This is a genomic window from Mycobacterium sp. IS-1590 (assembly GCF_001500025.1).
Lineage (GTDB): Bacteria > Actinomycetota > Actinomycetes > Mycobacteriales > Mycobacteriaceae > Mycobacterium.
This window is the reverse complement of record NZ_LQIW01000048.1, coordinates 45,561-58,647: the sequence shown is the minus strand read 5'-3', so window position 1 is coordinate 58,647 and position 13,087 is coordinate 45,561. Positions and strand designations below refer to the sequence as shown.

Below are 13,087 nucleotides of genomic sequence, written 5' to 3'. Positions count from 1 at the left end.
CCGCGCAGTTGGTGGCAGAGGACATGCTCGCCCGCGCGCAGGCCGAGACCGGGTTGCATGACTACGGCGATCTCACTCTGCCGGAACGCTTCTCGTTAGTCGTCGACCACCTGAACACGATCGGGATGGATGACGACGGCAGGCGGCGCGCCGCCGAGGTGTGCCACTGGCTGCTCACCTCGCGACTGGAGTTCTTCGCGGACCGCCGGCGCCACCCGGTCGCCGAGGAGGTCATCGAGCGGCCGATGTTCGTCACCGGTGAGCCTCGGTCGGGCACCACGCTGATGCACGCGCTGATGTCCGTCGACCCGGACTCCCGCGCGCTGCGGTTCTGGGAGGTGATGTATCCGTCACCGCCGCCCGGCACCGTTGCGGGCGAGGACCCGCGTCGCGCTCGGGCCGATGCCGACTGGCGCGAAATCAACACGAAGCTGCCGAAATGGCTACACAGCCACCCCTACAACGACATGCTGGGCGGCGGGCTCCCCGAGGACGAACGGACCTGGGCCTTCGACTTCCGGGTACTGACACCGACCGCGTGGTGGCGTGTGCCGATGCAGACCGTCGTCGGAGGGCTGCCGACCGACCCCGCCGCGCAGTACCGCATCCACAAGGCGATGCTGCAGCAGTTCCAGTACCGCCGGCCCCGCAAACGGTGGGTGCTCAAGGGATTTCACGGATTTCGGCTGCGAGAGCTTTTCGACGCCTATCCGGACGCCACGCTGATGTGGCTGCACCGCGACCCGGTGCAGGTCGCGGCGTCGCGCACGATGATGATGGCCGACATTCTCGAAGGCATCGTGGGACCGGTCGATCTGCACGCCGCGGCGAAGATGCACCTGGCGCTGACCCGCGAGAGCATCGCCAACACCATGGCCCATCCGCTGGTCGACGATCCCCGGATCCTGCACGTGCGCTACGCCGACTTCATCGCCGACCAGGTCGGCACCGTGCGCCGCTACTACGAGTTCTGTGGCCGAGAGTTGACCGTCGAGGCCGAGGCCGCCATGCGGCGATACCTGGCCGACAACCCGGGCGATCGGCACGGCAAGTTCCGCTACTCCACCGCGCTGCTCACCGACATCGGTGAGGATCTCGGCGCCCTGCACGACGAGTTCCGCCCGTTCCGAGAACGTTTCGGCGTGCCGATCGAGAACCGGGGCTGAGGTGCCCGACGAGCGGCTCTCGGTACACAGCGTCACGTTCTACGGGGCGCCGCTGAGCCAACTGGTGCAGCATTGGCGAGCGCTGGGAGTGTGGCGGCTCAGCCTGATCGACTCGCAGCTGTCCGAACCAGAGCTGCCGACGGTGGTTGCCGGCGAGGGCTATTCGGTGGAGACGGTGTACCACCTCTTCTCGTCGCGCGACGCGCTGCTGCGGGTGATCGACGCGGCCCACGCCCTGGGTGCGCGGGCGGTGTACATGCTGACCGGCGGGCGAGGCGACCTCACCTGGGAACAGGCGGCGGACCGGTTCGGCGAGGCCGTGACGCCCTGCGTCCAGGTGGCCGAAGACGCGGGTGTGGCTCTGGCGATCGAGAACGCGTCGAGCCTGTACGCCGACATCCACATCGCGCACACCCTGCGCGACACGATCACCCTCGCCGAGGCAACCGGACTCGGCGTCTGCATCGACCTGTTCCACTGCTGGGCGGAGGCGGACCTGACCGCGCTGGTGCAGCGGGCCCTGCCCCGAACCCAGATGATCCAGTTGAGCGACTACGTCCTCGGCGATCGTGCACTGCCCGCACGCGCCGTACCCGGCGACGGCGCCATCCCGATCGTGCCGTTCCTCTCGGCGGTACTGGGCGCGGGCTATCCGCACGGTTTCGACCTGGAGCTGATCGGGCCGCGCATCGAGAAGGAAGGTCGCTTCGAAGCGGCACGCCGCGCCTGTGACGTGGTATCGACCATGCTGGAAGAACTCGACGGCTAGGGGAACCGAATGGCGTTCGGAGACGGCCCGGATGACGCCGCGCTGAGATCGGCGTGGGACGCCTTCTGCGATCGGCTGAAACAGGCGGGGGAGCGCGTCTTCAAGGACCACAATGCGGCTTCCGCCATCCACCGGGCAGACGGTTTCCGCTTTCTCACTCAGAACCTCGGGCAGGCGTTCGACCTCGCGTTGGAGACCCGCAACACCCGGTATCCCGAGATCCACACGTTCTGCCATCCGGGTCGCAAGCTCGGTGGCGACTGCGCGGACTTCCTGTACCAGCAGGCGTGGATCGACGGGACGTCGGTGTACCGGATCGTGGGAGAGCGCGGCACCGCCCCCTTCCTCAACATCACGGTGCAGGGACCGCGCCCCGGCGGGCCCGGTGTCCTGCACGAACCGTTCGGAGACGTGCCGGAAGCGAATCTGACTGGTGCGCAACTGAAGACAGAGGGCAACGGAAACTTCGAGATCTACATCGGGGGGCCGCAACGAGGACCGAACTGGCTGCCCACCACCGCGGGGTCTCGAAAGCTGTTCATCCGCCAGGGCTTCGACGGCTGGGAGGAGCGACCGGCCCGCATGCGCATCGAACGCGTCGACATGGCCGAGCCCAGGCCGGTGCCGAACCCTGCGGAGATGATCTCGGCCATGGAGTGGGCGGGTGACTTCCTCACCCAGATGATGTCTGACTGGCCCGAATTCCCGTTCACACTCGGCGGTGTCGACGCCGAGCACCCCAACCGGTTCCCCGACATGGCCGCGACCGGCGCCGACGCCCGCCGCGGCCGCGCGGCGGTGAACATGCACTGGCGGCTGGCCGGCGACGAATCGCTGATCGTCGAGTTCGACGCCCACGACGGATTGTGGATGTTCACCAACATGGGGCCGTTCTTCACCAGCATGGATTACCTCTATCGCCCGGTGAGTTACACGCCGAACCGCGCGAAGGCCGATTCGGACGGCAAGGTGCGTCTGGTGTTGTCACACGACGACCCCGGTTACCACAACTGGCTGGACACGCAGGGTTTCGAGCGAGGCAACCTCACCTACCGGCACATGCTCGACGGGCATCCCGTTCCCTTGCACACCCAACTGGTCAAGCGCGCCGACCTCGCCGACGCGCTGCCGCCGGACTGCCCGGTCGTGACACCGGCCGAGCGCACGGCACAGATGTGGGCCCGTTTCAACGGGATTCGTCGACGCTACGGTTGGTAGGGCAGGGCCTAGAGTCGCTGCAGCTTGAACGTCCAGAACTGCATGCCCGGCGGGCCGTTGAAACAGCCGACGTTGTAGTGGGACTCGATGGTGCCGACCAGCGACACCTCGTCCCACGAGTACGTCTCGCGGGTGGGGAGTCGTTGACCTGGACAGATCAAGCCGTCAGGGACGTCGACGGTCATGGTGTACCGGCCGTTGACAAGCTGCGCCTCTCCACCGTAGTACGCGTAGAACTTCAACCGCGGCGCTGCGCTGACTTTGACGCAGTCCGGCTGCTTGTCCGGCCAGCAGTTGCTGACGAACCAGAACCACGACGCTTGCGTGTAACGGTTGGTCTGCAGATCGTAGTTGCCCAGCGGCATCATGGCATGGGCTTGCTGTGGAGCGACGATGCTCACCGAGACCATGAGCGCAGCCGCTGCGACTAAGATCCTGAATCGGATCACCGGTTTCCTCCCATGTCCCCGCCCGCTGCCCATCAAATCACCTTTGCGCCCGTGGTGAGCGCGGATCAGGAGATGACTGCGGCTTCCTTGCGTTCCGTGATCGGCCGGGCCAGTCCCTGTTCATTGCAGATTCGCTGAAGCTTCTCCAACGTCTCGTCGAGACCCGGTCCCAACGGCTTGCTCGGAGTGAAAGTGGCGGGCAGGTTCCGCATGCCCTGGATCACCCCGATCGTGTCGTAATGAACCGTGCCCTCCGGATCGCACACGTAATCCGGCATCCGGTCCAACACGGCGGTCAGCATCGACTTGAAGACCGTCCGCGCCACATTGGATCCCACACAGCGATGCACACCGATGCCGAAACTGAAGTGCCGGTTGCCTTTCCGGTCGAGCATCACCTCGTTCGGCTGCTCGAACACGGCGGGGTCACGGTTGGCCATCGCCCACGACAGCCACAGCCGCTCATACTTCTTGAACTGCTGGCCCTCGACCTCGACATCCTCGGAGAACGTCCGGCCGTCACCGGGCGCCGGCGTGAAGAATCGCAGAAACTCCTCGGTGGCCGGGTGCAACAGCGTGTCGCGTTCGCGGCTGAGGCGCTCCCGCTCATCGGGGTGCTCGCCGAGCCATTCCAGGGCGTGCGCGGTCAGTGCGGTGGTGGTGTCGAAACCGCCGCCGATGATCAATCCCAGGTTGCCCAGAATCTCCATGTCCGGGGCCGGTTCACCGTCGATGCGCAACTGCAGCAGTGCGTTCACCAGGCCCGGGCGCGGGTTCTCCCGGATTTCCATCATGTTGTTGATGAGGTCGATGCCCATCTCGCGGTGCTGCTCGTTGATCTTCTCCCGTTCGGGAGCGTGTTCGGGCGTGTACACCGAGGCGTGGGTCGGCTCGCTGTAGACGTTCCACTTCTTGAGGTCGATACCCATCATCGCCAGCGTGAACACCGCCGGCACGACGTTGGCGAGGTGCTCGACGAAATCGATGCGGCCCGACTCGATGTGCTCATCGAGTGCGGCGCGGGTGATCTCGTCGACGAACGGCTCCCAACGTTTGATCGCCGCAGGCGACAGATACGGGTTCAGCGCACCGCGGTAGGCGCTGTGTTCGGGTTCGTCCATCTCCAGGATGCCGCCGCGAACCACGGTGGCACGACTGGCCTTCGGGATGGTGATGCCCTGAAACGGCGTTTCGCCGGTGATGTCGTGGTGGTTGGATACCGCGGGGCAGCGGGCCAGTTCGAACACGTGCTTGCTGTCCGCGGCGACCCAGTGTCCGTTGTAGGTGTCCGTCCACGCCATCGGGCACCGAGCGTGCATCTCCTCGGTGATCTTCTCGAACTGCAGCCGGTATTCGGGGGTGTGCCGGTCGAAGTGGTATCTGTTCTTCTTGCGGTCGTCGTCTCCGGTGGCTCTTCGCGCCAGCGGCTCATCGCTGTGGACAGTCACGGCGGTGTCTCCTATTGCTTTTCGACGGTCTACGCGGCCCGCGTCATTCGATGACGATGGCCTGTTCCGGGCAGGAGTGGGCGGCCTCCCGCACCAGATCCTCCTGGTCCGGGGGAACCACTTCGTTCACCGCAGAAGCGTGGCCGTCGACGTCGTCGAGTTCGAACGAGTCGGGTGCGATCATCGCGCACAGGGTGTGGCCCTGGCAGCGTGTTCCGTCAACCCAAACCTTCACTGTCACAACTCCTTTGCTCAGTTGTGGTAGTCATACCACTTCAGGTAGCCGCCGGCGTCGACGCGCAGCTGGGCGCCGGTGACGAAGCGTGCTTCGTCGGAAGCCAGCCAGAGCACCGCGTTGCTGATGTCCTCGGGCTCTACCCACGGCACCTTCATGGCCTGCTGCACGTAGAAGACCGGCTCGGCGTCCTTGAGTTCCGGCTTCTCCAGATCGGGCCTGAATGACCGGTACATCGGCTCGCTCTGCAGCATGTTGGTGTTGCAGTTGGTGGGATGCACGACGTTGGCGCGGATCCCCCGGGGCGCGAGCTCGGTGGCCAGGTCGTGCACGTAGGCCGACAGCGCGCGCTTGGAGTGCACGTAAGCCATGCCACCGGGGTCGTTGCCCGGGTCGTTCTTCTGATGGGTGTCCATCAGCGCCGCGGTGGAACCGGTCGCGATGATCGATGCGCCCTCCTTGAGGTGCAGCAGCGACACCTGAATGGCGTTGATCGTCCCGATGAGGTTGGTGTTGATGACGTCGATCCACGCCTGCAGGGGCGGTTGACCTTTCATGCCCGCGACACCGGCCTGCGCGACGACGATGTCGAGCCCGCCGAGTTGCGCGATGCCCTCCTCGACCGCGGCCTTGAGCTGTGCGGCCTCGCGTACGTCGGCCTTGGCCGTGTACACACGCTGGCCGGTCTTCTCGATGAACGCCGCGGTCTCCTCGAGATCCTCCGGCGTGGCCATCGGATAGCCGATGGTGTCGATGTTCTCGCAGAGGTCGACCGCGATGATGTCGGCGCCCTCCTCAGCCAGCCGTACCGCATGGCTGCGTCCCTGCCCACGAGCCGCACCGGTGACGAATGCGACCTTTCCCTGTACGCGTCCCACTGAGGATCCTTTCCTTATTACTTGTCGCCGCTACGTGTTTCGGCCGCCGTTGACGCCCAAGATCTGTCCGGTGATGTATCCGGCCTCCTCGGAGACCAGAAATGCGCAGGCCGCCGCGATGTCCTCGGGCTTGCCGATGCGCCGCACCGGTGTCGAGTCGATGTTCTGTTGCACCACCAGGTAGCCGCGCTCCTCGGACTTGCGAAGCATCGGGGTGTCGATGAACCCGGGCGGTACCGCGTTGACCGTGATGCCGCTGGGCCCGTACTCCAGCGCGAGCGACTTGGTGAGCCCGTTGACTGCGGACTTGGCGGCCACGTAGGGCGCCATGTAGGGCTGACCGGAATGGGTGCTGGACGACGAGATGTTCACGATGCGCCCCCACCCGGCTTCGATCATGTCCGGCAGGACGGCCTGGACGCAGTGAAAGACACCGTTGAGGTTGACGTCGATGACGCGCTGCCAATCCTCGAATTTCAAATCCGTGAAGCGCTTGAACTTCTCCAGCCCCGCGGCGTTGACGAGCACCGTGATCGGGCCGAGCTGCGCGCGTACGGCGTTGAGTGCCTCCTCGACCTGGCCACGGTCGGTGACGTCGGCGGTATAGGCGAAGTCGGCGTCCGACGGGTTGATGTCGATGGTCGCGACGTGCATGCCGTCGGCGCGCAGACGCTGCGCGACGGCCAGCCCGATTCCCGAACCGCCCCCAGTCACGACGGCGTTCTTCATGCCATTGCCCGAGCTTGTGTCATTTCGCTCCCCGCGTGCGTGCGCGACGCCATCAAGAATCGTCCTTTCGATTATGAGAACCGTACTCTCGCGTCTTGCAACTCCGCAAGACACGGGGGCGTGGCGATTCGCACTGGTGAGACGTTCGACGGAAGATTGTCGCACCGTTATGTGCAGGCAGTGGCGATTCCGATCATTTCCTTGAGTTCTCTTCGTGCGAATGTATGATTCGCCGGGGATGAGAATGAAGTTTCCATCACACCACGAAAACCCCACGTCTGAGGAGGATGATGCAGGAAGCGACCCTCGTCTCGAGCTCCGAACCTGCCGCAGGAACAGTCGGCGTCGATCGCCGGTTGCTGATCGGCGGACAGCTGCTCGAAACCTCCCGGACGTTTCCCTCCATCAACCCGGCCACCGGCGAAGTGCTCGGGCACGCACCGGATGCCACCGTGGCCGATGCCGAAGCGGCCGTCGCAGCCGCGCGTCGCGCCTTCGATGAGACCGAGTGGTCGACCGATGTGGACCTGCGTGTCCGGTGCCTCGAGCAGTTTCACCGGGCGCTCGTCGAGCACCGTGACGAGCTCGCAGCGCTGACGATCGCCGAAGTCGGCGCCACCGAAGCGCTCTGTCAGGGTGCGCAGCTGGACCAGCCGATCGAGATCGTGCGGTACTACGCCGAGCTGCTCAAGACCTATCCGATGACCGAGGATCTCGGGAACATCGAAAGCCGCGGTATGCAGCACCACCGGTGGGTGGAGAAGGAAGCCGCGGGCGTGGTCGCCGCGATCATCGCCTACAACTATCCCAACCAGCTCGCGCTGGCGAAGCTGGCACCGGCGCTGGCCGCCGGCTGCACGGTGGTTCTGAAGTCAGCGCCGGACACTCCGTTGGTCACGCTCGCTCTGGGTGAGCTGATCGCCAACCACACCGACATCCCCGCCGGTGTGGTGAACGTGCTCAGCGGCGCCGATCCTGAGGTGGGCGCCGCGCTGACCACCAGCCCGGACGTCGACATGGTGACGTTCACCGGGTCGACCCCGACCGGGCGCCGGATCATGGCTGCCGCCAGCGAAACCCTGAAGAAGGTCTTCCTCGAGTTGGGCGGCAAGTCGGCGGCGATCGTGCTCGACGATGCCGACTTCAACACGGCCGCGTTGTTCAGCGCATTCAGCATGGTCAGCCACGCCGGTCAGGGCTGCGCGCTGACGTCGCGGCTGCTGGTGCCGCGTACCCACCACGACGAGATCGTCGAACTGGTCAAGAACAACTTCGGTCTGGTCCGCTACGGCAACCCGGCCGAACAGGGCACCTACATGGGACCGCTGATCAGCGAGAAGCAGCGCGACAAGGTCGACGGAATGGTCAAGCGCGCGATCGAGGCCGGGGCGAAGCTGGTGACCGGCGGCGAGAAGGTCGACCCCGGCTACTTCTATACGCCGACGCTGCTGACCGACGTCGACCCCGACAGCGAGATCGCCCAGGAGGAGGTGTTCGGGCCGGTGCTCGTCGTCATCGCTTACGACGACGACGATGATGCGGTCCGCATCGCCAACAACTCCATCTACGGCCTGTCCGGCGCGGTATTCGGCAGCGAGGACCGCGCGCTCGCGGTCGCCCGGCGCATCCGTACGGGAACGTTCTCCATCAACGGAGGCAACTACTTCAGCCCCGACAGCCCGTTCGGCGGATACAAGCAGTCCGGCATCGGCCGCGAGATGGGCAGGGCCGGCCTCGAGGAGTTCTTGGAATCCAAGACGTTCGCAACGGTGGTGACCGGCGGCTGATGAGCGCTTGCGCGAGGAGGAGACAGCTGTGAGTGGACCGTTGGACGGCATCCGCGTCCTGGAAGTAGCGATGTACGGGTTCGTCCCCTCCGCGGGTGCAGTGCTGCGGGAGTGGGGCGCCGACGTGGTCAAGGTCGAACACGCGGTGACCGGCGACCCGCAGCGGGGGCTGCGGCAGACCGGCCTGCTGCGCGTCGAAGGCGATCCCAACCCGAACATCGAGCACGCCAATCGAGGCAAGCGCAGCATCGGCCTCGACATGTCGGTGCCCGAAGGTAAAGAAGTCCTGCTCGAACTCGCCCGTCGGGCCGACGTCTTCCTGACCAGCTTCCTGCCGGGGCACCGGCAGCGGTTCGGCATCGACGTCGACGACATCCGGGCGGTCAACCCCGCCATCATCTACGCCAGGGGTAGCGCCCTCGGCCCGCGGGGCGAGGAGTCCGTGAAGGGCGGTTACGACATGACCGCATTCTGGTGTCGCGCGGGTACCGCGGCCACCATCACCCCGCCCGGCACACCAGGCATGGTCGGCCCGCCGGGACCCGCCTACGGGGACACGATCTCGGGCACGAACCTTGCGGGCGGCATCGCCGCGGCGCTGCTCAAACGCGAGCGCACCGGCGAGCCGTCGGTGGTCGACGTGTCGCTGCTCGGAAGTGGCCTCTGGTCGCTCGGGCACACGGTCGCGCTGACCAAGCACCTCGGCCAGCGCATGGAGGCCTTCCCGCCGGGTGTGCACGGTTCGCCGATCAACCCGCTCGTGGGGCTGTACCCGACGGCCGACGACCGCTACATCTCGTTCGTGATGATGCAACCCACGAAGTTCTGGGCCGACGTCTGCAAGCACATGGGCCTCGACGAACTCGCCGACGACCCGCGCTTTGCCACAGCGGAGTCGATCGCCGAGAACACCGAGGCGGCGGCGGAGATCCTGAAGGAGACGATGTCGAAGCGTCCGCTCGCGGAGTGGAGCGAACGGTTCGCGACGTTGCTCGGGCCCTGGGCGCCCGTCCAGGACACGCTGCAGGCGGCCGAGGACGCCCAGATTCGCGCCAACGACTATCTGGTGCAGGCCGGCGAGCTCGAACTGGTTGCCAATCCGGTCCAGTTCGATGTCAGCGCACCCCAGAGCGGGCCCGCCCCGGGGTTCGCCGAGCAAACCGACGAAATATTGCTGGAACTCGGCTTGGATTGGGACCGCATCATCGAACTGAAGACGGCTGGCGCCGTCACCTAGAGCACCCGAAAGTCAGCCCATGCCCTACGTCGCCTCGATCGGCACATACCTGCCGTGTTGGGGTGCGCCGCTACACCGCGAACCCGGTGACGACGAGGACGCGGTAACCCTCGCCGTCGAGGCGGGACGTGCGGCGTTGCTTGCCAGCGGGGCGGTCGAGCGGGTGGTGCTGGTCAGCCGCGATCTGCCCCTGCTCGACAGCAGCAATGCGGCGGTCCTGCTGGCTGGGCTCGGGCTGGACCCGGAACTCGAGGTCGACGAGCGCCTCGGCGGTGCGCCCGCGACGCTCGACGCGCTCAGTTCCGCGCGGCCGCGCACGTTGATCATCGGCACCGACCTCCATCCGGCCGGAGCGGCGGCGATACTCACCGCGGAGCGGGGGCTGCAGGTGCGCACCGCGGCCCGCGTGTCGCGCAGCCTTCCGGTGCGCACCCGCAAGGCCACCGGTGATGTGCACGACTACGGCGACCCCCGACTCCTGCACGAGCGCGGGCTCATCGCCTCTCTGGAGGCGGCGTGGCTGGACACCCCGGCCGCGGTCGCGGGTGTCGACCATTCGTGGGCGGCCGAGCTGACGATCGGGGATCCGCCCCCGCTGTCGACCACCGGCGCGAGCGCCGGGTTGTTCGCGTTGGCCGGTATGGCCGAACGGAGATCGACGGGTCCGCTGGTCGCCGTCGAACAGGCGAGCCTGTCCGGAATCACCGTCACCGGCGGCGTCGCGGAGTTGAACCGGCGCGAGCCGGCCGCGCGCCCCCAACCCGAGGGCACGATCGTCGGCGATGCCCAGATCCCCATCTCACTCGCCGCATACGAGCGCGCATTCGAGGCCAAGGTGCGCTGGGAGGCCGGCCGTCACCCGGGTTCCGACGAGCTCGACTTCCCGCCCCGGTACCGGCTAGCCGACGATGCCACGCTTTCGAGCGGGTACGAGCTGATTCCGTTGCCGCGCACCGGAACCGTCTACACCGAAACCACCGTGCACATCCCGGTGCCCGGTTTGCGCTCGCCATACTCGCTGGTGATCGTCTCGCTCGACGGTGTCGGTGTGCGGGCGCTGGTGAAGGTGACCGGCGCCGAGCCGGGATCCGTGGACATCGGCACGCGCGGCCGACTCGCGTTGCGCCGCGTCGCCATTCGGTCCGGAGTTCCGGACTACGGGTACATGTTCGAGCCGGAATCGGTGGCGGCATGAGGAGGGTCGCGATCGTCGGCGCCGGGATGACCGCGTTCGGTGAACATTTCGCGCTGGGCCTCAAGGATCTTCTGCCGATGGCCTTCGCCGAGTGCGCGGCCAGCGTGGACAAGGGCTTGAGGAAGTCGGATCTGCAGGCGGCCTGGTTCGGCGCCATGGGCACCGCCGACGGTTTCCCGGCAGGCATCCTGGCCGACTCGCTCGGTCTTCCCGACCTGCCGGTGACCCGTGTCGAAAATTCATGCGCGACAGGCAACGACGCCATTCGCAACGCGCTGTTCGGTGTCGCGTCGGGAGCGTTCGACGTCGCGCTGGTGATGGGCGCCGACAAGCTGCGCGACACCACCTCCAGAGACATGTTGTGGGAGTGGGAGGCGATGGCCCGCGACATGGCATGGGACTACCCGCTCGGCGTCGTGTCGCCCGCCGGATTCGCGTTGCACGTCCGGCGATATCTGCACGAGTCGCCGGCCACCGAGGAGCATCTGGCGATGGTGGCAGTGAAGAACCACCGGCACGGGGCCAACAATCCCAAGGCGCGGCTGCGATTCGAGATCACCGTCGAACAGGCGCTGGCAGCACCCGTCGTCGTCACCCCCTTTCGGCTCTATGACTGCGCGCCGCAAAGCGACGGCGCGGCGGCTCTGATACTGGCTTCCGAAGACGTCGTGGACCGATTCACAAACCGCCCGGTATGGATTCGTGGCATCGGCCTCGGCCTGGACTCCGTGATGCACCAACACAAAGCGGACATGACCACGATGCCGGCGACGGTGCGGGCCGCCAAGCAGGCTTTTGAGATGGCCAGTCTTGTTCCTGGCGAAGTCCATGTGGCAGAAGTTCACGATTTCTTCACGGGCATCGAGCTGATCAGCTATGAAGATCTGGGATTCGCCGAGAGGTTCGGGGGCCACAAACTCGTCGAAGCCGATGTCACGACTATCGGCGGGGAGCTGCCCGTGAACCCGAGTGGGGGATTGAAGGCCAAGGGGCATCCGCCCGGCGCGACCGGAGTCGCGCAGTGTGTCGAGCTGTTCGCGCAACTTCGCGGCGAAGCCGTGAACCAGGTGGACGGTGCTCGGATCGGCCTTGCCCATAACATTGGCGGGCCCACCGCGGTCGCGGCGGTCACCATCCTGGAAGGAGACGGCAGTGGCGCAAGCTAGCGGGCCGGAGCGGTGGTCTGCGGGTCTGCCGCCGTTGCGAAACCTGGCCGGGCCGATGCAGGCGGTCGGTGCGTTGTTCGCGATGTCGGCCGATGCGGTGCGGTTTGTGTTTCGTCGGCCGTTTCAGTGGCGGGAGTTTTTGGAGCAGTGTTGGTTCATCGCTCGGGTGTCGTTGGCGCCTACGTTGTTGGTGGCGATTCCGTTCACGGTGTTGGTCTCGTTCACGCTCAACATCTTGTTGCGCGAGTTGGGTGCCGCTGATCTGTCGGGTGCGGGTGCGGCGTTTGGTGCGGTGACCCAGGTGGGTCCGATCGTGACGGTGTTGATCGTGGCCGGTGCGGGCGCCACGGCGATGTGTGCTGATCTGGGGTCGCGCACGATCCGCGAGGAGATCGATGCCATGGAGGTGTTGGGCATCAACCCGGTGCAGCGGTTGGTGACGCCGCGCATGTTGGCCTCGGGCCTGGTGGCGTTGTTGCTCAACAGTTTGGTGGTGATCATCGGGATCCTGGGTGGTTACACGTTTTCGGTGTTCATCCAGGATGTGAACCCCGGCGCGTTCGCTGCGGGGATCACGCTGTTGACCGGGGTGCCCGAGGTGATCATCTCGTGTGTGAAGGCGGCGTTGTTCGGATTGATCGCGGGGTTGGTGGCGTGTTTTCGCGGGTTGACGATCACCGGCGGTGGTGCCAAGGCGGTCGGTAACGCGGTCAACGAGACGGTGGTGTATGCGTTCATGGCGCTGTTCGTGATCAACGTGGTCGTCACCGCCATCGGTATCCGGATGACCACGGGCTGATCGGGAGCTAT

The 13,087-nt window shown here is 66.0% G+C and carries 13 protein-coding genes; 8 read left to right on the top strand and 5 right to left on the bottom strand.

Features of this window, described 5'->3' with window-relative positions; translation table 11 throughout:
• Positions 1-23 precede the first annotated feature (23 nt).
• From AU197_RS21270 to AU197_RS21260, 3 genes are read left to right on the top strand one after another with little or no spacing between them, the layout of a single operon-like run.
• Positions 24-1,166 carry a sulfotransferase family protein gene (locus AU197_RS21270; protein WP_502687899.1) on the top strand — a complete coding sequence of 381 codons (1,143 nt, stop codon included), beginning with the start codon at positions 24-26 and terminating at the stop codon, positions 1,164-1,166.
• Position 1,167: 1 nt separating this feature from the next.
• Complete coding sequence (locus AU197_RS21265) at positions 1,168-1,935, top strand: sugar phosphate isomerase/epimerase family protein (protein ID WP_064405188.1); 768 nt, start codon at positions 1,168-1,170, stop codon at positions 1,933-1,935.
• Positions 1,936-1,944: 9 nt separating this feature from the next.
• Positions 1,945-3,153, top strand: a complete 1,209-nt coding sequence (locus AU197_RS21260; protein WP_064405186.1) for a DUF1214 domain-containing protein — start codon at positions 1,945-1,947, stop codon at positions 3,151-3,153.
• An 8-nt stretch (positions 3,154-3,161) separates the two neighbouring features.
• Here the strand turns inward: AU197_RS21260 and AU197_RS21255 are convergent, their stop codons facing one another.
• The 5 genes from AU197_RS21255 to AU197_RS21235 all read right to left on the bottom strand — a co-directional run bounded on the left by AU197_RS21255 (position 3,162) and on the right by AU197_RS21235 (position 6,892).
• Positions 3,162-3,563 carry a hypothetical protein gene (locus tag AU197_RS21255; protein WP_197415624.1) on the bottom strand — a complete coding sequence of 134 codons (402 nt, stop codon included), beginning with the start codon at positions 3,561-3,563 and terminating at the stop codon, positions 3,162-3,164.
• Between the two features lie 104 nt (positions 3,564-3,667).
• Positions 3,668-5,050, bottom strand: coding sequence for a cytochrome P450 (locus tag AU197_RS21250; RefSeq protein WP_231745139.1), 1,383 nt, complete (start codon positions 5,048-5,050; stop codon positions 3,668-3,670).
• A 43-nt stretch (positions 5,051-5,093) separates the two neighbouring features.
• Positions 5,094-5,285 (bottom strand): ferredoxin, encoded by a 192-nt coding sequence (locus tag AU197_RS21245; protein ID WP_064405182.1) that lies wholly within the window; start codon positions 5,283-5,285, stop codon positions 5,094-5,096.
• Positions 5,286-5,302: 17 nt separating this feature from the next.
• Entirely contained in the window at positions 5,303-6,163 is an 861-nt protein-coding gene (locus AU197_RS21240; RefSeq protein ID WP_064405180.1) for a mycofactocin-coupled SDR family oxidoreductase, read from the bottom strand.
• A 30-nt stretch (positions 6,164-6,193) separates the two neighbouring features.
• The gene (locus AU197_RS21235; protein WP_064405178.1) at positions 6,194-6,892 is read right to left on the bottom strand and encodes an SDR family NAD(P)-dependent oxidoreductase; all 699 of its coding nucleotides are present in this window, start codon (positions 6,890-6,892) and stop codon (positions 6,194-6,196) included.
• Positions 6,893-7,182: 290 nt separating this feature from the next.
• Here AU197_RS21235 and AU197_RS21230 point away from each other — a divergent pair, with 290 nt between their 5' ends.
• Genes AU197_RS21230 through AU197_RS21210 form a run of 5 tightly spaced genes read left to right on the top strand, consistent with a single transcriptional unit; the run spans position 7,183 to position 13,076 of the window.
• On the top strand, positions 7,183-8,679 hold the full coding sequence (locus AU197_RS21230) for an aldehyde dehydrogenase family protein (protein WP_064405566.1): 1,497 nt from the start codon (positions 7,183-7,185) through the stop codon (positions 8,677-8,679).
• A gap of 28 nt (positions 8,680-8,707) precedes the next feature.
• Positions 8,708-9,916, top strand: coding sequence for a CaiB/BaiF CoA transferase family protein (locus AU197_RS21225; RefSeq protein ID WP_064405176.1), 1,209 nt, complete (start codon positions 8,708-8,710; stop codon positions 9,914-9,916).
• Positions 9,917-9,935: 19 nt separating this feature from the next.
• Positions 9,936-11,111, top strand: coding sequence for a Zn-ribbon domain-containing OB-fold protein (locus tag AU197_RS21220; protein ID WP_064405175.1), 1,176 nt, complete (start codon positions 9,936-9,938; stop codon positions 11,109-11,111).
• On the top strand, positions 11,108-12,277 hold the full coding sequence (locus AU197_RS21215; RefSeq protein ID WP_064405173.1) for a thiolase C-terminal domain-containing protein: 1,170 nt from the start codon (positions 11,108-11,110) through the stop codon (positions 12,275-12,277). Before AU197_RS21220 ends, AU197_RS21215 begins: the two co-directional genes overlap by 4 nt.
• Positions 12,278-12,332: 55 nt before the next feature.
• Positions 12,333-13,076 (top strand): MlaE family ABC transporter permease, encoded by a 744-nt coding sequence (locus tag AU197_RS21210; protein ID WP_228768705.1) that lies wholly within the window; start codon positions 12,333-12,335, stop codon positions 13,074-13,076.
• Positions 13,077-13,087 lie beyond the last annotated feature (11 nt).

Excerpts from the sequence above, each read along its gene's own strand:
- AU197_RS21230 (WP_064405566.1), top strand. The coding sequence starts at position 7,183 with ATGCAGGAAGCGACCCTCGTCTCGAGCTCCGAACCTGCCGCAGGAACA.
- AU197_RS21235 (WP_064405178.1), bottom strand. The coding sequence starts at position 6,892 with ATGAAGAACGCCGTCGTGACTGGGGGCGGTTCGGGAATCGGGCTGGCC.
- AU197_RS21220 (WP_064405175.1), top strand. The coding sequence starts at position 9,936 with ATGCCCTACGTCGCCTCGATCGGCACATACCTGCCGTGTTGGGGTGCG.
- AU197_RS21210 (WP_228768705.1), top strand. The coding sequence starts at position 12,333 with ATGCAGGCGGTCGGTGCGTTGTTCGCGATGTCGGCCGATGCGGTGCGG.
- AU197_RS21215 (WP_064405173.1), top strand. The coding sequence starts at position 11,108 with ATGAGGAGGGTCGCGATCGTCGGCGCCGGGATGACCGCGTTCGGTGAA.
- AU197_RS21255 (WP_197415624.1), bottom strand. The coding sequence starts at position 3,563 with ATGGTCTCGGTGAGCATCGTCGCTCCACAGCAAGCCCATGCCATGATG.
- AU197_RS21260 (WP_064405186.1), top strand. The coding sequence starts at position 1,945 with ATGGCGTTCGGAGACGGCCCGGATGACGCCGCGCTGAGATCGGCGTGG.
- AU197_RS21270 (WP_502687899.1), top strand. The coding sequence starts at position 24 with ATGCTCGCCCGCGCGCAGGCCGAGACCGGGTTGCATGACTACGGCGAT.